Source organism: Streptomyces sp. NPDC056835 (assembly GCF_042789485.1).
Classification (GTDB): domain Bacteria; phylum Actinomycetota; class Actinomycetes; order Streptomycetales; family Streptomycetaceae; genus Streptomyces.
Map to the genome: position 1 here is coordinate 1 of NZ_JBHUBB010000021.1, position 16875 is coordinate 16875.

A 16875-nucleotide genomic window follows, 5' to 3' on the forward strand; every position below is an offset into this window, starting at 1 on the left:
AACGCTCGGCTGGGAAACCCCAGCCGAGCGCCTGTCTAAACTGCTCGCGGCCTGATCAACCGACCACGGTGTTGCAACGACCCCTCGAATTCGCCTGTGGCCGGACGGGGCTGGTTTGCAGTCTGAGGTGGGGCTACGCGATGCGGCGCCCGGTGGTGTTCATGGCTGTCCGGGTTTGCGGCTGGACGAACGCGGCGGCGGGGAAGGGGGCTCCGTCGTAGGTGTACGGGTAGTCGATGCCGATGTCTGCGAGGAGTACAGCCGCGCGCCGTTCTCGTTGAACGATGCCGAGTTCCATGGTGGTTTCCGCCTGTAGCCGGAACAGTTCTTGTGCTTGCTCACGCGTCGGGCTCGTCCAGGGCTTAGACCACGGATTGACGGCGGGCTGGGGTGTCGGCGTCTCCACCGGGGCGGGGTGCTCGGCGGTGTGTCTTCCACGGGCGGGCAGCAGCAGCCGCAGCACCCACACCAGGGCACGGGCGATAACATCGCGCATACGTCGTTCAGCTCCTCAGAAAGCTGTTCGGTCGGAGCCCCGGCGGACCGGTCCTAAGCGGTCTGTCGGGGCGTTTCACGTTCGATGGTGATGAGAAGCCCCGCCCATGCGCCGGGGGTGACGCACGGACGGGGCCGCTGCCGGGGATGCTCAGGCAGAGCCCGCCTCCATCCCCCGCCCGTGCTGGCCGCCGTCCGTCCCCGTTGGAAGGGGGCGATCAGCACGGGGTTGTACCGTTCCCGCCGGGAAGCGCGAGGGCTGGGGCCCAGGTTCGGTTTTCAGCGGGAACGGAGTTCACGGGGTGTAGCCGGGGGCATTCACCACCACGCCCAATGCTCGGCAAGGGGCCCTGCGACGGGGAGCTTGTCGTGTTGCGGGTGGCGGCGGAGCAATCCCACGCAGTCGGTGACTGTGGTCTGGTCCCGAGATTCTTCGGCGGCCTTCTTCCTGGCTGTTAGTTCCGCGCACTTCGCGCACTCTCCGTCGCTCACTCTTCCCGGCCCTTTTTCGGTGGTGGACAGCCGAAGACGCTCTCGTAGAACGCCGCATCGTTCAGCTTCTGAAGATCAGTAAGAAGCAGTCGGGTATGCAACGGCTGTTGCTCTGCGAGTGCCTTCTCAATAGCTGCTTGCAGGGCACCGCAGCGCCGCTCAACTACTGCAAACTCTCTGACAGGATCGAATGGAGGTTTTCCGGTCACGACCAACGTCCCCCGTTGGCCTGGTGATTCCGCCTCTCCAGAAGGGGACGAAGGCGTTCCATGGTGGGACTGTTCGACCTGTCGTCGACACGTTCCGGCTCGTGGTCGCTCGTTCTCACCTGCGGTCGCTCGGCGCACGCGTCCCACGGACACTCACACGGAGGCCACTTGAGCGCCGACACGATCGGCGGGTTGCCGCCCTCAGGTACATCATGAGGACTCAGCATTCCTCACCGATCTCCGGCACAAGGCGATCAACAACGTCGTTGCAAGCCGCAGTGGAAATCTCGCTGGCGTCGTGAAACCACCCGGGGGACCATGCCGGAGCGAGCCTCCAGAAGCCGCCGACCGCTATCAGCGCGCACAACTCGTCGGCAACGCTCGTGGGTGCCCTTACTGGTGTCCCCTGGTGGTTCATGACCGCCCCGCCTCCTGAAGTGAGCTCGGCACGCTCTAGGCAACTTGACGACTACTCACAGCGCTACGCTGGTTACAGCGGCAGGACTTAAGACCCTTAAGAGCCATCTGCGCGGGGAGTTGGGACCAGTGAAGACACCGGAGCCGAACACGGCACTCGAACGGCTGTACCGCGAGAGCGGGTGGACGATGCGCCAACTCGCCCAAGCGATCAACCGCATCGGAACCGAACACGGAACACCGCTCAAGTACCAGGAACCCTCGATCCACCAGTGGTTGAAGGGGCACATGCCCAAAGAGGGTGTACGACCGCTCATCCTGGAGGCGTTCGCCCGGAGGCTGCTCCGCCCGATCACGCACGCCGAGGCGGGGTTTCCCTCGCCCTCCAATGAGTCGAACGCCCATCCGAGTACGGTGGAAGGGCTGATCGACCTGGGGAGGCATGACGTGGACCCGTCCCGCCGAAGTGTTGTCGGAGCAAGCCTATTCTCTGTCGCTCTCACTATCCCGAACTGGCCGGACGTCGTGGGGCGAATGGAAGCCGTCCAGACCGGAAAAGTGCAGCGCATAGGAATGCATGAAGTCGAAATGGTCATCGCTATGACGGAGAAGGTGTCGGAACTCGATGACCAATTTGGAGGCCGCCATGCCCGACCAATGGCGGCGGCATTCCTCGTGAATACGGTTACCCCATACCTTAAGGCGGACGCTCCGGAGGGAGTCCGCAAAGCAATGATGTCGGCAGCCTCGGACTTGTGCTATCTCACCGGATACATGGCTGTAGATGAGGGACTTCACGGATTGGCGCAGCAGTATTACTTGAAAGCCCTGGAACTAGCAGGAGCATCAGAGGATCATCTGACCTACTGCACCACACTGCGAGGCATGAGTGTTCAGGCTGTTGATCTAGGCCACGGAAAGACCGCAATGCGCCTGGCAGATGCTGCCGCAGCAGCTTCCCCGCAAGCAGGCCCTAGGATGCGCGCTTTCCTGGCTGGGCAACAAGCCCATGCCGCAGCGCAGATCGGAGATCGGTCGAATTCCTTTATGTACCTGCGAGAGGCCGAAGTGGCAATGGATAAAGCTGAATCTCAGCAAAAGATTTTCGGCTCCTACGACCCGGCGGCATTGAACTACCACACCAGTCAAGTTCGGTACGAGCTTGGCGATATGGTGGGGGCGGTAGAGGCAATGCAGCAGTCTGACAACCTCCGCTACGACATCTATCGGCGAACACGCGTTAAAGAGCGCGCCATCCTCGCCGAACGTCAATTCACAGTTGGGCATTTGGAAGCCGCATGCGCCACGTGGAACAATGCATTGGATGACTATCCGCTCGTCCAATCAGGAAGAGCGGATCAGCGAATGCGTAATCTGTTGCAACTGGCAAAGCCACACCTTAAGAATCATGTAGCTCGCGACACTTACGAGCGGGCGCGACTAATTGTGCCCCAAACGTACAGGGCCTGAACTGAAGAAAAGCCCCCGCGCCCGCCGCCCCGGTCAAGGGAGACGAGCACGGGGGCCCTGTGAGGCGGTCAGCCGTTCAGGACTCCGGTAAGGCGCGCGGCAGCCTTACCGCCGAACATGGCGAGTCCACAATAGAAATCAATCCGGGTTCGATAGACCGGCTTTTCGTGAGCCTCACCCAAATTGGTTGCCTGAATCCCGCCGTTGGTGAGACCGGTTACCCCGGTGTCCGCTTCGGAAGCGCCGAAACGGACGGCGTACATGTCGCTGGTCTCCTTACCGTCCTCACCAGTCGTAAGCGGGATCACGTCCGTACCGTCGAGATTCTGGCCGGCGTCCAGGAGGGGAATCCCGTTCCATGTGGGAGCAAGCTTTCCCCTGATCTCGCTCATGAGGAGTTCGCTGCCGCCCAGTCGCCGGAATCCAGACTTGATCTTGGCGATTATCTCGCTGTTGGTATAGATGGCTCCGTTTGCTCCGCTGAGTCCGCGAACCCGACCGATCAGGGAATCCAGCGTATCAAAGAAGGCGTATCCATCCGCCACAGGGGACGTCCTCTCGGCGTCTACCACCTGTGATCCGATCAGTCTCTTTCGGAGACCGTCAAAACCCTTCGGGTTGACCATGATGTCACCGTTGAAGAACTGATCGGAGAAATGAATTGACGCTGCCTTGATCTTCATGTGCGTGTGAATGGCGCGCTGCTCATTGAGGTTGCTTCGCGTCTGGACAATGAACTTGTCGACATCCGCGTCACCGCCGAGGATGGCAAGGGTTTCAATCCGCTGATTAACCGCACCAACACTCTCCGGGTATGCCTCGTTCACAGCCCGGAAGGCAACACCCGGCAGCTTGGATTCTTCGTTGTACTTGTACGCGCTCCCCTGGACGTCGATAAGCGGCAGCCGATCGAGGATCGGCGATTCCTGAACGAACATTTCGATTACGCCGAGCTTGAGCATGTCCTGAGTGAGCTTGGCTGATTCAGCGAGCGTAAGAGCCATAGTTGTTTCTCCTAGTTGTCTTCAGTGTGGTTGACGAGTCGGCGATCAATCCCAGATATCCGAATCATCATCATCGGATTCCGGCGCTGTAATTGCGGTTCGCGCACTCGGCGAGAGACCCAATTCGCGGATGTACCGGGCAAGCTGCGTCCGGTACTGCGCTGCGATGGTGGCCGCGCCGTTCTTCACCGTTCCGCGCTCTGCGGTCACCATGAGCCCGCGCTCTGAAAGGTCCCGTTCGGCCTGGTCGATACGGGCGACGCACACGCACAGATCTTTGACGGTGGCGTGGTCCACTTCGCCGATACCGGCGGCGACTTCCAGCACGGGCACGACGCGTCGCCATTCTTGCGATGCGACTTCCCGGCATCGTGCGTTGGCCGTTTCCACTTCGACAAACGGCGAGGGCGCGAACACTCCGGACCAGTCCGGTTCGGCAAGGATCGCGCGAGGGATTACCACTCCCTCTTTGATCGGTGTCTTTGACGGGTTTCCCTCGCGTGTCCGCTGCATGGCGGATGCGGGTCTGTATCGGTCGGCCATGAATTCTCACTTTTCTGCTGGTTCAAAAGGGCGCCCAAAAACGCCTACAGCTCCGGCGAGAGTTTTTTGCCTCCCTGCCGTGCAATCTCAGGAGGGGAAGGGGGCACCCGCCCTGGTCAGAAAGGCGGACGCTCGCCGGCTTCGCGACGGGAACGCGCTTCCGCAGCAAATCCACCAGGTTGTTTGCGTGCGGTCTCGCGGTTATGGCACGACGTGCACAGCGGACGCAGATGCTTCGCAGCATCCGGATTCACGGCTCCCTGCGCGATCAACTGCTTTCGCGACAGCGGAAAATGGTCGGCAACCGACGCGCCACGACCACACAGCACACACCACGGATTCGCGTACAGGTACGCGCGGCGGACGCGCGGCCACACGGGCCCGTATGCACTCGTTCCTGGCGTCACGCGCTGCGCGGTCGCTTCCCGCTCATGCGCCGCACAGCGGCCACCAGAGGTCAGTTCGGGGCACCCGGGGACAGAGCACGGGGGGCGGGGTCGTCGGGGCATGGGGGGGCTCACCTTTCGAACCGGGACAGAGGAACGATTCTTCGACACCCATGCGGGTGACAGGGGGCGTGAACTACTACCAGACAGAATCCGCTTTGAGACATGCTCCGGGCGAGGACCCAACGAACGGTTCTCGCTTATCGGAAGGCAGGAATCATGAACTTCGCAGGCATTCGCTCATTTTCCCGTAAGGGGCAGATGATCGGAATGGGATTGGCGCTGGGCTCGACGCTGCTCGTACAGAGCGCTGGTGCGTCTACCGCCGCAGCTGCTGAAGGAACCGCAAAAAAGGGAGATTACTGCTCATCGTGGGCGGAGTACCAAAGCCCTTCCGGACTCGTGAGGGGTAAAGTGCGAACCTGCCTGGGCTGGCGGACGGACGCTTGGCACATTATGACGCACACCAAGGAACAAGCTGCATATTTGATGCTGTCCAATGTGTGGGGCGAGCCCAGCGAGCGCTTTCCGGCTAATTGGACTGCTGTCGGGACAGTTCAGATCAACAGCAAAGAATCGATCTCCTACTCGCACAAGAAAAAGCAAGTCACGCACGGCGGCGGAGACACAACGACCATCAAGCAGGGCATCAGGTGCGGCAACCGCACAGTAACGCGCACCTACACGCAGGTCGGCCCTCTGTATGGAGCTGACGATGTTTCCTCACTGAGGATTAACAGCGGAAAGGAGACCCTGAACATCAAGGTTCCTTGCGTGTAGCCACTGCGTGGTGTGGCTGCGGCGCCCGCGCCCCGTCCGCCCCGGTACGAGCCATTCGCGCCCGCACCGGGGCGGAGCCATGTCCGGACCGCACAACGGCCACCCGTGGTCAGCTCGGGGCACCCGGGGACCGAGCAAGGGGGGCGGGGTTTTCGGAGGCGGAGCGCTGTCCGGGGTCTAATCTCAAATAGAGAGTTCCCATGTTGCACTTAGCGCGACCCTTAATCATAGGTGTTCCAATATCGATCCGAGCCCGCGGAGCCCTTCTTCGCTTCTTTCACCCGGTATTCCCACTCCAGTTGTCGATTCTCCCTGATCCGATCCACCTCCTTAAAGTAGAAGTGAGCACACACCAGATAGGCGACTACAAATACGGAGCCACCGCTCACGTACCCCACTGTTCGGCTTCCGCCTAGTGTCACAGCGCCGAAGTATCCAACTGTGAAGCAGGAGACAGCGAGGAATCCGATAGCGAGACCATGAGACGGGGAGATGATGAAGATCACGCAGTAGACCAACCCCACCACAACAGCCACGACGATCAATAAGGCATCGAGTGCACTGTAGGATGCAGCAAGATTCATTACATGTGTCTGCATGAGAAAAGCCTACGGGCGCACGTTCTCGCCAACACGCAGAACCATCATTTCGAGTGATGTATATCCCCGAACTCTGTGCGCGTCTTCACCACGTGGCACCCGTGACACAGCACTTGCACATTGCTGTCGGTGTCTTCCCCGCCGAGGGCGAGCGGGCGCACATGGTCGACGTCCACCCCGTCTGCGGGGAAGTCGCCCAAGCACCAGTCGCACCAGGCCGAGCCCCGTTCCTGCACTCGCCGGCGGAGCCTCGCAGCAGCGTCCCGACGGGTCGCCCGTCGCCTACCCCGTACTCGTCGGGAACGGACGTTCGAACGACCCTCGTACGCCCCGTGGTGCGTCTTGCAGCGGCCCCGATGGGCGCGGGCTCGGTGCAGTCGATACAGCGCATGTGCGTCCCCCTGGTGGGTCGTTGTGGTGTGCCCGCCCCGAGACTCGAACTCGGGAACTCTGCGGAGTGCGTACGGATCTCCCCGAGGGGGCCGGTACCGCGCACCTCTGGCCGTTGGGTCAGTCGGCGTGCGTTGTCCTCGCCGGTTGGTGCCGGTCCGGACACGTTGGGGAGACCACACGAGCTTGCAACCCCGTTCGGCACCCCCGGTCAAGGGGTGGTTACTGATGGGCGGTGCGGTCCCCGCGCGTTGCCTCACGACCCCAGCGGCCACCCGAGCAACGGGGGTGCGTGGTGCACGGGCAACGCTGAGAGAGCGCGGGTACTCAGTCCGCCGGTGTCTCCCTCGGGTGGGTGCGCGGTAATCCCGCTCTCGGTATTAAGGGAGGGCGGAGGTTTCCCGAGCCCCGAGGGGCTTTGCGGGGCCGTCTCCGTTCCCCTTCCACTCTGTACGGGAGAGCGAGGGTTTCCCGGAGTGCTAAGCCGTGGCGTTGTGCCGAACGCTGGTCCGGTCTCTCTTCTCTTATATTTTTTCTACGTGTTCTAAAAAAGTGGTGTAAACCGTCACTCCATCACCCCTCGCCCCGCTGTTGGCCAGTCGGCTGAGGACGACCGGCGGGGCCCAAGGGCAGGCAGCAGACAGCCCCGGTGGTCACGCGGGCCAACCGGGGCTGTCTCGGGCCGACAGGGGCTGTTACGCGGCTTGCTCGAACTCGTCTGCGTCGGGCTCCGCGCCTTCCGGGGTTGCCCACACGATGGTCACGCGTTCGTCGCCGTTGAACTTGCCTCCCTGCTTGGGGGACTTGGTCACGGTCACGCTGTCGATGGCGAGGGCCAAGAGGTCTTGTCGCATTCCGGGGTCTGCTGCCTCCCACACCTTCAGTGCTTCGCCGTTGACGACGAACGACACGTCAACCCGGGTGCCCCCGGTGAGTTCCCGGATGCGTTCCTCGGCAGCATCGAGGCGCTTCTCCGCAGCGACCTTGTGAGGGATGCGGTACCGCGCAGAGCGGCCCGTGTAGAAGTCTGCGGCGTCGTCTGCGTGGAACTTGTCCAGCTTGGCTTGCGCTGCCTTGAGTTCCGCCCGTGCGTCCTTGATCTCCTGCGTCTCGTCGGGGCGGGTGAGTGCCTGCCAGCGTTCGGCCACGGCGATCATCAGTTCGTCGTCATCGTCGGCGCCGTGGAGCCGTGCGGCCCATGCCTCGACGATGTACCGCTCCAGCGGGGGGCGGGAAGCAGATGCAGGTTTGTTGCAGGCTCCGCCGCCTGAGTAGTACTGGCACTCGTAAGACCCGCCGCTAATCGACATCGCGTGCCCGCAGTCGGCGCACCGCAGCAGCCCGGTGAGCGGGTGGACCCGGCGTCCTGTCTGGGGCTCGGCGGTGTTGAACATCTGGTGTCCGCTCACGAGCCGGCGGGCGCGTGCGGCGAGATCGGCGGGGATCATCTGGGGCAGCACATCGTCTGTGACACAGCGGACCCGCTCGCCCATGCTGTTGAGGTAGTGCGCCGGGATCTTCCCCGCGTTCGTGAGGGTGAGCCACCCTTCGTAGACGGGGTGCACGAGGATGGCCCGGATGGTGGCACCGGTCCATGCCTTACCCGTGGCGGACACGATCCCTTCGGCGTTGAACGCACGGGATACGGCTCGCGCCGACATGCCCTCGGCGATCCCGTTGTAGATGCGCACGACTACCTGCCACGGCGTGACTTCCCGCTTCCCCTCGACCAGGCAGATGTAGGGGGTGTGGTCCGGGGAGAGCTTGCGCGTGGCGGGGTCGGCGACCAGGCCGAACGGGGCGCGTGCGAGCCAGCGTCCCTCGTTGCGCTGCTTGGCCTTGGTGCTGCGGACGTTGTGTGACAGACGCTGCGAGTACTCACGCGCGTTCTCCGCACGGTCGATGATCCAACGGCGGTCCCGCTCGTCCATGGAGTCAAGACGTTCGTAGTCGAAGATGACGCGGGCTTTGCCGAGGATCGGTACGACCGCTTCGGCGCCCTTGCGGCTGAACCTGTCGAGCGCGTACACCCACAGACAGGTCACTTCACCGTTGAGTACGGCGTCCATGGCCGCGTCGTACTTCGGACGCTTCACATCCGACCAGGCGGAGAGGTTTTCCTTCCAGATCTGGCGGACGCGGTATCCGTTCTCCTCGGCCCACGCACGGCCCCGCTCTTCCTGTGCGCGGATGGAGAGGGCGCGTTCCCCCTCGCGGACGACCTTGGACTTTCTCAGCAACAGGTCGACTTCGGGGCGATTGTCGAGTGTGCTCGGTACGTTGTCCATACCCTTGCGGGAGGCCGAAGGTTTCCCGGTGCGCACCGCTGTAGCCATGTAAAACCCCTGTGACCTGCGGAAACGGTCCGCTATCCGAGCAAGTCCCAGAGTGTTGGACCTACTGGGGGAGGGGTCCCCGGGGAAGCTCGGTTGTTCCGGGGGCCGGTTGCCGACCGCTGGTCCGGTGGTTGGTCTGCGCGGCAGTGGAGTGGGGCGGCCCGGCCCCGGCAAAGCGACTGACGGTCGGGAAGCGGCCGGGACTCATGCCCCGCTGGTGAGGGTGTGCGGGTGAGGGGACAGGTGTGACTGGTGAGGCGCCGAGTGGGCCGGTCAGAGGCGGTGATGTGTCCTGGGGACGACTTAACCGACCTCAGGACGCATCACCGGCCGGAGGACTCCCCAAAGCCCCTTCCAGACTGGGACATAGGGGACGGGCGGCGGGCTCGTCAGCCCCAGCCAACAGGTGCAGCCGACAACGGACCCCGGCGGCGGGGCATGAGTCCCAACCACCCACCCACGCCTGCCCGCTGAGCCGAGGCCGGGCCGCCCCACTCCACTGCCGCGCAGCCCCGCAGGGCCCACCACCCGAGGTCGGCAACGGACCGGCTCCACCTACGGATCCCCTCCGGGGCCCCCTCCCCCCGGGGCCGCCCCCCTCAAAGCTGCACTTGCGGTGGAGGGGCGGGGGTCAAGGGTGGCCGCAGGCCATCGGCTTGCCGACGCGACGAAGGAGCGCCCTTGACGCCCGGCCCGGAACCGCGAAACTCAGAGCTCAGGGGCGGCCCCCACCCGCCACCCAACCCCCCGGCCCACCCCGACTACCCCGCCGCGCGGCGCGACCGCGACCGATTCGTTCAATACGACGTGGACAGTGGCTTCGTACCATCACGGCCATGGAGACCACCGCCTCGGCCTCGCGCCACATCAGCACCCACATCGATCGCCCTGTCAGGGCGGTCTACGACTACGCGTCGAACCCCTCCAACCTGCCCGAGTGGGCTCGCGGGCTGGGGGGCTCCATCACCAAGATCAACGGGCAATGGATCGCGGAGTCGTCACCCATGGGGCGGGTCTCGGTCGCCTTCGTGCCGGAGAACGAGCTTGGTGTACTCGATCACGATGTCACCTTGCCCTCGGGAGAGATCGTCTATAACCCGGTGCGAGTGATCGCCGACGGCATCGGGTCCGAGGTGGTGTTCACTCTTCGCCGACGGGCGGGGATGAGTGACGAGGACTTCCAACGCGACGCGGACGCGGTACTCGCCGACCTCACCACACTCAAGCGCGTGCTGGAGCGCGCATAGCAACCGCCCAGGGTGAGCGTGTGGCCCTCACAGCCGGCCCAGCATGAGGGCCACGACAATCACCCAGAGGCTCGCGCCAATGGTGACCGCGATCGCGGCGACGCGCGTCACTCGCGCTCCCTCGTCCCCGGCGGCGGATAGCCGAAGATCCGCTCGTACAGAGCCGCTTCGTCCGGCTCCTGGTAGGCGAACAGCGCTTCCCAGCGCTTGTACTCCCGGTGAGCACGCCGTCGGCGTGGGCTGACGAGCCGTACAGGGACGGAGAGCCCGCCCATGAACCAGCGCCACGCGCGCTTCATACGCCACCCCTGCTGCTCCACTTGTTGCGTTCCGCCAGCCGCGCGCTGAGTTCTTCGGGCGACCCACCGGCGGGCTCGTCGCCACGAGGGGCCTGCCCCACGCCCTCCCCGCCGAGCGGTTCCTTCCACACAAGGAGCGCGCCGTCCGCGCCGAACGTGGCGATCAGCAGGGACAGAAGACGCCGTGCGTCGCTAGTCGTCATCGGACAACCGCCGCATCAGTCCGGCCTCAACTTCGCGCATCAGCGCGGGGGTTGCTGTCGCGTATCCGTCGCGCGGCACCCACTCGGGGACGAGTCGCCAGAAGTCCTCGTCGGTCTCTTCGGTCGGATCCACCACGTCGCACCCTTCTTACGATTAGTTACGAACCGTGTTCAGAGTGCGACGAGTCGCGCTAGCTTGGGAAGTGCCTCACCGTCCGACCTGCGCGTTGGGCGCTCTGGTCTGCCTTCGAGCGCCTGACCTGCATGAAAACGGCGGGTGGCTGTCATTCCCAAGCCAGTGGTCAAGGGGGATCCTTGTGACAGGGCAACACGGCGTTTACAGCACGGCCAGCAACCCGCGCCGGGCATTCGGTGAGGCGTTGCGTAACGCCCGCAAGCAGCGGAAAGCAGGCAGGCTCTCGCAATCTGACCTGGGGAGGTTGTCACATACGTCAAAATCCACCATCAGCCGCATCGAAGCCGGAGTTCCGCCGATCGCCAGCCACTTGCCCGCGCTGTTCGATCAGATCTTTGGGACGGACGGACACTTCAAGCGGCTGTACGAAGAGGTGGTCAACCAGTCCTTCCCGGCTCTGTTCCGTCGCCGTATGGCCATGGAACGTCAAGCCACAGCCATCTTCGAGTGGTCACCCACCCTCATCCCCGGCCTCTTTCAGACTGCCGAGTATGCCCGTCGACTGTTCCGCTCCAGCAATCCACGGGCGACCGACGAAGAGCTCGCAGGCATGGCAAGAGCGCGACTCGCTCGGCAGGAACTTCTACGGGGTGACGCGCCGCCGACCGTTCGCGTTGTGCTCTGTGAATCTGTAATCCGCCGTCGCTTCGGGAGTCGCGACATGATGCGTGAGCAACTGGCAGTACTCCTTGGGCACGGCGAACGGCACACCACACGCCTTCAAGTACTGCCGCTCGACGCGGAGGCGCATCTCCTCATGGATGGGCCGATCACACTCCTGACAGCGCCAAACCATATGACTGCGGTCTGCGTTGAGGCATTCCGTACGTCGAGCATCCACGAAGATCAAGAACATGTCCGGCCAGCGATGAGTGCCTGCGATGATCTGACCAGCGAGGCGCTCTCGGCACGGGAGAGCGCTGCCGTCATCAGAAAGCACATGGAGTCACTGTGAATCTCAACCCCACGCCCACTGTGTGGGTCAAGTCGAGCTACACCAGCGGCGAAGGCGGCAACTGCGTCGAGTGGTCCCCCTCCCACGCCCACGCCCACGACCTCGTCCCCATCCGTGACAGCAAAGCCCCCCACCTCCCCCACCTCACCGTCACCCCCCACGCCTGGACCGACTTCGTAGCCTTCGCCACCACTCACGCCACCGCCTACGCAGACGCCGGCCAGTAGCGGATCTCCAGCATCGTGCAGCCCGTCTCCGTCCGGTACGGCCCGTGCGGCATCCCCGGTGGCCGCGACGCGTAGTAACCCGCCGTGAACGTGGCGTCCAACGTCAGGTCGTGCAGTTCGCCTTCGAGGAGGTAGACCTCTTCGTAGTACTCGTGCCGGATGATCCCCGCCTCAGAGGTGTCCAGGCCCGGGGCCCAGCGGGCAAGACGAGTCAGCTCCCCCGCGTCGCCCGGGGCCGAGCTGAGCACCCGTTCCGTGACGCCGGGCTGCCCGTCGACGTCCCTCCACGGCAGGTCAGCCGCGTCGAGGAACTCATGCATGTCCTTCATCCGTGCCCTCCGCTCCCTCACTCGTCTGTCAACTCAACGGCTCGCCTCGAAGTAGCGGAGCGCGTCAACGCAGCGCGTCGATTGCCCGCACGATCAGCGCACGGGCGCCTGCCCCGTACACCGCCATACTCCGCAGCGTCTCGAACGCCTTCGTGTACAGAGCGATCTCGCTCGGCTGCGTGTGCGTCACTCGGGCCGAGATCAGCTCGACTGAGACGAGGGTGTCGTCGTACATGTGGAACAGCTCCTGCGGGAAGAGACTCCTGGCCGGCGTAGCGCTCGGAATGATGCCCAGTGACACCGCTGGAAGGGCCCCCGCCGTGAGCAGGTAGCCGAGTTGGGCCGCCATGGCGTCGTGGTCCCCCAACTGGTGGTAGAGCGAGGACTCTTCGATGACGAGGACAAAGCGGTGTCCGGCCTTGTTGATGATCTCCGAGCGCGCGACTCGCGCCGCGGCGGCCTGCTTCGCATCATCCGGGACATCGAGCAGACGCGCACTGCCGCTGAGGAGAGCACGCGCGTAACCCTCCGTCTGCAACAGCCCCGGAATGAGGTTCGGCGAGTAGACCCGAAACAGCTCGGTCGACTCGTACAGTCGCACATAGCTGTCTTGCAGGTGCCGAAGCCCGGCGCGTACCCGGCGTTGCCACTCGACGAACTGAGACTCCGCGTTGAGGGACTGCGCGATGATGTCCGGGGCCTGATTCACCGCGTCGCAGGCCTTGCACCACCGTCGGATGTCGTCCGGGGAGGGCGGAGTCCGCGCGTTCTCGATGCGTGACGTCTTCGGATGGGTCCAGCCACAGCGCGCGGCCAGCTCACTGCCTGTGAGCCCCGCCTCGGCGCGGAGAACTCGCAGCCGGCCGGCGACGCGCTCGCGGGCAGCCTGTGCTGAGGACGAAGGGGATTCGGGCATGAGCCGGCCTGATGACCTTTGGGCTAGTTGATCGTGTAGTTCTCATGGGGCACGGCGCGCTCCCACACCACTTCGAAGGCATCGGCACACAGCCTCGCCGTCGCAGGATCGTCGCTCATCTCCCCGCCCGCCGATGCCCCGTCTCCGGTGAAGTGGTTCCAGCGGATCAGCCGCCCGTCGATGAGCCAGAAGTCGTTGCCGGGCAAGGCCACATCAGAGGCTCGACGGCGCGCCAGCCATCGAACCTGCTCGCCCGCCTCCAGGTTGACGGGCGTTCCCGCGTGCTCGTAGCGGATGTAGTCGCTGACCGGTTCGGAGACGATGCGGACCCGGCGAACCACGACACCGCGCGTCACCGCGCGTCGGATCAACTCGACCCACGGCCCCCAATAGGGAGAGCCTGGGTCGATGTCGCGTTGCCCCGTCGCTTTCCAGCGCGCGAAATCGCCGGCCTCGCTGTCCACCCCGTATGCGTCGCGCATTTCCAGATGACAGGCCGTCTGCTGTGCGCCGTCGAGGAGTTCAGCGAAGCTCGGTACCTTCTGCGACATCACACGCCTTCCTCAAGAACGGCACCATGCGGGCCGGAATCCGGATGACTGCCTCGTGATCGGGGATGCCCATCGCGTGTCCTGGCAGCTCGAACACAGAGCACTCCGCTTCGAGTTCCGGCCCTGGCTTCCATCCCTGAATGATCAGTTCACTCGTACTTTCGTCGACCCACACGGTCGGGCTCTCCCCCGTACCGGTGTTGGGGTCGATGCCGATGAACCGTAGTTTCATCGCCGCCTCCGGCGCTCTTGTTGTGCACGGATGTGCACAACAGTCCTCCTCCGAAGGTTCCGCGTCAAGGACATCAATCAGCCGAAGGACAGAAGGACAGTGGAAACACGTTGGCGTGAACATCGATGCACATCGCTGGAAGCAGTGAGCATCACCTCTCTACCGTCAGGGTCTGACCATCAAGGGAAGTGAGTCCATGGAACAGTTCGAGCGCGCCCGGCTGGACGCCTACTTCGCGCGCGTCGTCGACGACTTCGCCCCGACCGAACGCCCGTCGTCCTTCCTGATCACTCACCTACTGCCCGAGCGTGGAGGTCACGGCGTACTCGTGGCAGTTCGCCGACGCGCTGAGGGCCGAGCCTCTGCGCTCCCGCATCGTGATCGCCACAAGGTAGCTCGGCCGCCGGAGACAGCTCGGCCCCGGTACCGCGGAGGTACCGGGGCCGCTGTATGTCAGACATCACCGCAGGTTCAGTCGCGCTTTGCGGCGTCATGGATCTCTTCCGCCGCCGCCCAGGCGATCCCGTCCAGGATGTCGTGTTCGCTGACCACGACCTCCTGGGCGCCGGTCCGTTCCATGATCGTGAGGAGTACGAGGGCGCCCGCGCCGATGACGTCCACCCGGCCCGGGTGCATGACGGGGATCGCGGCGCGTTCCTCGTGGGTGGCGTGGAGGAGGCGGGTGGTGATCTCCTCGACCTGGTCGTACGGGATCACGGAGTGGTGGATCGCGGCGGAGTCGTACTCGGTCAGGCCGAGCGCGATCGCGGCGACCGTGGTCACGGAACCGGCCAGTCCGACCAGGGTGCGGGCCTCGCGCAGCGGGACCGTCTGTTCGGCCAGGTCCAGGGCCGCCTCGATGTCGGCGCGGATCGCGGCGATTTCGGTAGCGGTGGGTGGGTCGCTGACGACGCCGTCCCGTACGAGGTGACGCTCGGTCAGCCGTACGCAGCCGATGTCCACGGAGCGCGCGGCACGTACGTGATCGTCGCCGACGACGAACTCGGTCGAGCCGCCGCCGATGTCCACGACCAGGTAGCTGTCCCCGTCGATCGGGCCCAGCTCCTTCGTCGCGCCGGTGAAGGAGAAGGCCGCCTCCTGGTCGCCGGTGATCACCTCGGGCTCCACGCCCAGGATGTCCAGGACCCCGCTGACGAACTCGTCGCGGTTCTCGGCGTCGCGTGAGGCGGAGGTGGCGACGAAGCGGACGCGCTCGGCGCCGTGTTCCTTGATGACGGCCGCGTACTCCCGGCAGGCGGCGAAGGTACGTTCCAGCGCCTCGGGGGCGAGCCGGCCCGTCCTGTCCACGCCCTGACCGAGGCGGACGATCTTCATCCGGCGGTCGAGGTCGGCCAGTTCACCCGTCTCACCCGCGCCGGAGGCGCTGTCGGACACAGTTGCGTCGGCGACGAGCAGGCGGATCGAGTTCGTACCGCAGTCGATGGCGGCGACCCTGGTCATTCCGTATCCCCCTCGACGTCGGACGGGCCGGACACGCACGGCGTCACGCAGGGGCCCTTCGCCCACCACTGCGGCAGCATCGCGATCGCCTCGTCGCCCAGCGGGTTCACCCCGGGCCCCGCCGCCAGCGAGTGGCCGACCAGGACATGCAGGCACTTCACCCGGTCCGGCATACCGCCGGCGCTCGGGAAGCCCTCCAGGACCTCGATGGCGTCACGGCGGGCGATGTAGTCCTCGTGGGCCGCGCGGTACGCGGCGGCCAGCTCGGGGTCGGTCGCCAGGCGCTCGGTCATCTCCTTCATGACGCCGTTCGCCTCCAGCGTGCCGATGGCCGAGGCCGCGCGCGGGCAGGTGAGGTAGTACGTCGTCGGGAAGGGGGTGCCGTCGGGGAGCCGTGGAGCGGTCTCGACCACGTCCGGCAGGCCGCAGGGGCAGCGGTGCGCGATGGCGCGCAGTCCGCGTGGCGGCCGTCCGAGCTGTTCTTTGAATGCCGCGACGTCCGCCTCGGTGGGTTCCGTGCGTTCGGTCTGCGGAGGGGGCGTGTCCATGCCTGCCTAGGTATGTTCTGCGGTTCTCGGGTGCACTTAGGGTGTTCTGTCTGGCTATCTGTCCTGGCGGTCCGCGTTGTCCACGCCGTCCAGCACGTTCGAGTACCAGGGGCGGTCCGTCGCCCCCCGCTCCTCGCGGCGCTGCTCGCTCACATCCGGGTCGATCACGATGTAACCGGTCTCCCCCGGCATCACGTAATGCAGGTGTTCCCGGGCCAGCCGCTGGATGTACGCGTCGTCCTGGAGCCTCGCCTTCTCGTCGCGCAGCTCCTCGACCCGCTTCTTCGCCTCGCGGGTCAGCCGCTGCTGGTCGGCGATCTCGTTCCGCTGCGACACGTACTGCCGCATCGGATACGCGAGCGCCACCACCAGTGTGCACACGACCAGGGCGAGGAAGGCGGCCCGGCCGGTGAGCCGGGAGCGGCGGTCCTGCCTGCGGTTCTGCGAGCGGTAGACCCGGGCGGCCGTCTGCTCGCCGAGCAGTCGCAGCCTGGTCGCGGTGGAGAACCGGTCCCGATTCCCGGCCATGG

General features: G+C 64.8%; 22 protein-coding genes. 5 read left to right on the forward strand and 17 right to left on the reverse strand.

The window, feature by feature from the left end; translation table 11 throughout:
* Nucleotides 1–133: 133 nt before the first annotated feature.
* Nucleotides 134–496 carry a hypothetical protein gene (locus ACFRMN_RS23505; protein ID WP_383022540.1) on the reverse strand — a complete coding sequence of 121 codons (363 nt, stop codon included), beginning with the start codon at nt 494–496 and terminating at the stop codon, nt 134–136.
* A 487-nt stretch (nt 497–983) separates the two neighbouring features.
* Nucleotides 984–1196 carry a hypothetical protein gene (locus tag ACFRMN_RS23510; protein WP_383022541.1) on the reverse strand — a complete coding sequence of 71 codons (213 nt, stop codon included), beginning with the start codon at nt 1194–1196 and terminating at the stop codon, nt 984–986.
* Between the two features lie 546 nt (nt 1197–1742).
* Between ACFRMN_RS23510 and ACFRMN_RS23515 the strand changes: the two genes are divergently transcribed.
* The gene (locus ACFRMN_RS23515; protein ID WP_383022543.1) at nt 1743–3083 is read left to right on the forward strand and encodes a tetratricopeptide repeat protein; all 1341 of its coding nucleotides are present in this window, start codon (nt 1743–1745) and stop codon (nt 3081–3083) included.
* 68 nt (nt 3084–3151) lie between these two features.
* On the opposite strand, the gene ACFRMN_RS23520 is transcribed toward ACFRMN_RS23515, so the two are convergent.
* Together ACFRMN_RS23520 and ACFRMN_RS23525 are read right to left on the reverse strand one after the other, a co-directional pair.
* The gene (locus ACFRMN_RS23520; protein WP_383022545.1) at nt 3152–4087 is read right to left on the reverse strand and encodes a major capsid protein; all 936 of its coding nucleotides are present in this window, start codon (nt 4085–4087) and stop codon (nt 3152–3154) included.
* A 45-nt stretch (nt 4088–4132) separates the two neighbouring features.
* Complete coding sequence (locus tag ACFRMN_RS23525; protein ID WP_383022546.1) at nt 4133–4630, reverse strand: phage terminase small subunit P27 family; 498 nt, start codon at nt 4628–4630, stop codon at nt 4133–4135.
* A gap of 665 nt (nt 4631–5295) precedes the next feature.
* Here ACFRMN_RS23525 and ACFRMN_RS23530 point away from each other — a divergent pair.
* Nucleotides 5296–5856, forward strand: coding sequence for a hypothetical protein (locus tag ACFRMN_RS23530; RefSeq protein ID WP_383022548.1), 561 nt, complete (start codon nt 5296–5298; stop codon nt 5854–5856).
* 221 nt (nt 5857–6077) lie between these two features.
* Here ACFRMN_RS23530 and ACFRMN_RS23535 read toward each other — a convergent pair whose 3' ends face one another.
* From ACFRMN_RS23535 to ACFRMN_RS23545, 3 genes are all read right to left on the reverse strand, one after another.
* The gene (locus ACFRMN_RS23535; protein ID WP_383022550.1) at nt 6078–6455 is read right to left on the reverse strand and encodes a hypothetical protein; all 378 of its coding nucleotides are present in this window, start codon (nt 6453–6455) and stop codon (nt 6078–6080) included.
* A 44-nt stretch (nt 6456–6499) separates the two neighbouring features.
* Nucleotides 6500–7120: an HNH endonuclease gene (locus ACFRMN_RS23540; protein ID WP_383022551.1), complete on the reverse strand. Its 621-nt coding sequence runs from the start codon at nt 7118–7120 to the stop codon at nt 6500–6502.
* Nucleotides 7121–7540: 420 nt separating this feature from the next.
* Complete coding sequence (locus ACFRMN_RS23545; RefSeq protein WP_383022553.1) at nt 7541–9181, reverse strand: recombinase family protein; 1641 nt, start codon at nt 9179–9181, stop codon at nt 7541–7543.
* An 836-nt stretch (nt 9182–10017) separates the two neighbouring features.
* On the opposite strand from ACFRMN_RS23545, the gene ACFRMN_RS23550 reads away from it, so the two are divergent.
* Nucleotides 10018–10428 (forward strand): SRPBCC family protein, encoded by a 411-nt coding sequence (locus ACFRMN_RS23550; RefSeq protein ID WP_383022554.1) that lies wholly within the window; start codon nt 10018–10020, stop codon nt 10426–10428.
* A 107-nt stretch (nt 10429–10535) separates the two neighbouring features.
* On the opposite strand, the gene ACFRMN_RS23555 is transcribed toward ACFRMN_RS23550, so the two are convergent.
* The 3 genes from ACFRMN_RS23555 to ACFRMN_RS23565 are packed head-to-tail and all read right to left on the reverse strand — an operon-like array spanning nt 10536 to nt 11066.
* The gene (locus tag ACFRMN_RS23555) at nt 10536–10727 is read right to left on the reverse strand and encodes a hypothetical protein (RefSeq protein ID WP_383022556.1); all 192 of its coding nucleotides are present in this window, start codon (nt 10725–10727) and stop codon (nt 10536–10538) included.
* On the reverse strand, nt 10724–10930 hold the full coding sequence (locus ACFRMN_RS23560; protein ID WP_383022557.1) for a hypothetical protein: 207 nt from the start codon (nt 10928–10930) through the stop codon (nt 10724–10726). The genes ACFRMN_RS23555 and ACFRMN_RS23560 overlap by 4 nt, the downstream gene beginning before the upstream one ends.
* Nucleotides 10920–11066, reverse strand: coding sequence for a hypothetical protein (locus tag ACFRMN_RS23565; protein WP_383022559.1), 147 nt, complete (start codon nt 11064–11066; stop codon nt 10920–10922). The genes ACFRMN_RS23560 and ACFRMN_RS23565 overlap by 11 nt, the downstream gene beginning before the upstream one ends.
* 181 nt (nt 11067–11247) lie before the next feature.
* On the opposite strand from ACFRMN_RS23565, the gene ACFRMN_RS23570 reads away from it, so the two are divergent.
* Both ACFRMN_RS23570 and ACFRMN_RS23575 read left to right on the forward strand, forming a co-directional pair.
* The gene (locus ACFRMN_RS23570; RefSeq protein WP_383022561.1) at nt 11248–12081 is read left to right on the forward strand and encodes a helix-turn-helix domain-containing protein; all 834 of its coding nucleotides are present in this window, start codon (nt 11248–11250) and stop codon (nt 12079–12081) included.
* Nucleotides 12078–12308, forward strand: coding sequence for a DUF397 domain-containing protein (locus ACFRMN_RS23575; RefSeq protein WP_383022562.1), 231 nt, complete (start codon nt 12078–12080; stop codon nt 12306–12308). Before ACFRMN_RS23570 ends, ACFRMN_RS23575 begins: the two co-directional genes overlap by 4 nt.
* Here ACFRMN_RS23575 and ACFRMN_RS23580 read toward each other — a convergent pair.
* The 7 genes from ACFRMN_RS23580 to ACFRMN_RS23610 all read right to left on the reverse strand — a co-directional run bounded on the left by ACFRMN_RS23580 (nt 12287) and on the right by ACFRMN_RS23610 (nt 16873).
* Nucleotides 12287–12637 (reverse strand): cupin domain-containing protein, encoded by a 351-nt coding sequence (locus tag ACFRMN_RS23580; RefSeq protein WP_383022564.1) that lies wholly within the window; start codon nt 12635–12637, stop codon nt 12287–12289. The two genes, ACFRMN_RS23575 and ACFRMN_RS23580, sit on opposite strands and share 22 nt — an antisense overlap.
* Nucleotides 12638–12701: 64 nt before the next feature.
* Nucleotides 12702–13553, reverse strand: a complete 852-nt coding sequence (locus ACFRMN_RS23585; RefSeq protein WP_383022565.1) for a helix-turn-helix domain-containing protein — start codon at nt 13551–13553, stop codon at nt 12702–12704.
* Between the two features lie 23 nt (nt 13554–13576).
* Nucleotides 13577–14104 carry a DUF6879 family protein gene (locus tag ACFRMN_RS23590; protein ID WP_383022567.1) on the reverse strand — a complete coding sequence of 176 codons (528 nt, stop codon included), beginning with the start codon at nt 14102–14104 and terminating at the stop codon, nt 13577–13579.
* Nucleotides 14076–14336, reverse strand: coding sequence for a hypothetical protein (locus ACFRMN_RS23595; protein WP_383022568.1), 261 nt, complete (start codon nt 14334–14336; stop codon nt 14076–14078). Before ACFRMN_RS23595 ends, ACFRMN_RS23590 begins: the two co-directional genes overlap by 29 nt.
* A gap of 471 nt (nt 14337–14807) precedes the next feature.
* Nucleotides 14808–15797: an exopolyphosphatase gene (locus ACFRMN_RS23600; protein ID WP_383022569.1), complete on the reverse strand. Its 990-nt coding sequence runs from the start codon at nt 15795–15797 to the stop codon at nt 14808–14810.
* Nucleotides 15794–16345, reverse strand: coding sequence for a DUF501 domain-containing protein (locus ACFRMN_RS23605; protein WP_383022571.1), 552 nt, complete (start codon nt 16343–16345; stop codon nt 15794–15796). Before ACFRMN_RS23605 ends, ACFRMN_RS23600 begins: the two co-directional genes overlap by 4 nt.
* 54 nt (nt 16346–16399) lie before the next feature.
* Entirely contained in the window at nt 16400–16873 is a 474-nt protein-coding gene (locus tag ACFRMN_RS23610) for a septum formation initiator family protein (RefSeq protein ID WP_383022572.1), read from the reverse strand.
* Nucleotides 16874–16875 lie beyond the last annotated feature (2 nt).

Coding starts and splice junctions, on each gene's coding strand:
- ACFRMN_RS23505 (WP_383022540.1), bottom strand. CDS start 496: ATGCGCGATGTTATCGCCCGTGCCCTGGTGTGGGTGCTGCGGCTGCTG.
- ACFRMN_RS23535 (WP_383022550.1), bottom strand. CDS start 6,455: ATGCAGACACATGTAATGAATCTTGCTGCATCCTACAGTGCACTCGAT.
- ACFRMN_RS23545 (WP_383022553.1), bottom strand. CDS start 9,181: ATGGCTACAGCGGTGCGCACCGGGAAACCTTCGGCCTCCCGCAAGGGT.
- ACFRMN_RS23525 (WP_383022546.1), bottom strand. CDS start 4,630: ATGGCCGACCGATACAGACCCGCATCCGCCATGCAGCGGACACGCGAG.
- ACFRMN_RS23590 (WP_383022567.1), bottom strand. CDS start 14,104: ATGTCGCAGAAGGTACCGAGCTTCGCTGAACTCCTCGACGGCGCACAG.
- ACFRMN_RS23580 (WP_383022564.1), bottom strand. CDS start 12,637: ATGAAGGACATGCATGAGTTCCTCGACGCGGCTGACCTGCCGTGGAGG.
- ACFRMN_RS23600 (WP_383022569.1), bottom strand. CDS start 15,797: ATGACCAGGGTCGCCGCCATCGACTGCGGTACGAACTCGATCCGCCTG.
- ACFRMN_RS23595 (WP_383022568.1), bottom strand. CDS start 14,336: ATGAAACTACGGTTCATCGGCATCGACCCCAACACCGGTACGGGGGAG.
- ACFRMN_RS23555 (WP_383022556.1), bottom strand. CDS start 10,727: ATGAAGCGCGCGTGGCGCTGGTTCATGGGCGGGCTCTCCGTCCCTGTA.
- ACFRMN_RS23605 (WP_383022571.1), bottom strand. CDS start 16,345: ATGGACACGCCCCCTCCGCAGACCGAACGCACGGAACCCACCGAGGCG.
- ACFRMN_RS23610 (WP_383022572.1), bottom strand. CDS start 16,873: ATGGCCGGGAATCGGGACCGGTTCTCCACCGCGACCAGGCTGCGACTG.
- ACFRMN_RS23530 (WP_383022548.1), top strand. CDS start 5,296: ATGAACTTCGCAGGCATTCGCTCATTTTCCCGTAAGGGGCAGATGATC.
- ACFRMN_RS23520 (WP_383022545.1), bottom strand. CDS start 4,087: ATGGCTCTTACGCTCGCTGAATCAGCCAAGCTCACTCAGGACATGCTC.
- ACFRMN_RS23560 (WP_383022557.1), bottom strand. CDS start 10,930: ATGACGACTAGCGACGCACGGCGTCTTCTGTCCCTGCTGATCGCCACG.
- ACFRMN_RS23585 (WP_383022565.1), bottom strand. CDS start 13,553: ATGCCCGAATCCCCTTCGTCCTCAGCACAGGCTGCCCGCGAGCGCGTC.
- ACFRMN_RS23550 (WP_383022554.1), top strand. CDS start 10,018: ATGGAGACCACCGCCTCGGCCTCGCGCCACATCAGCACCCACATCGAT.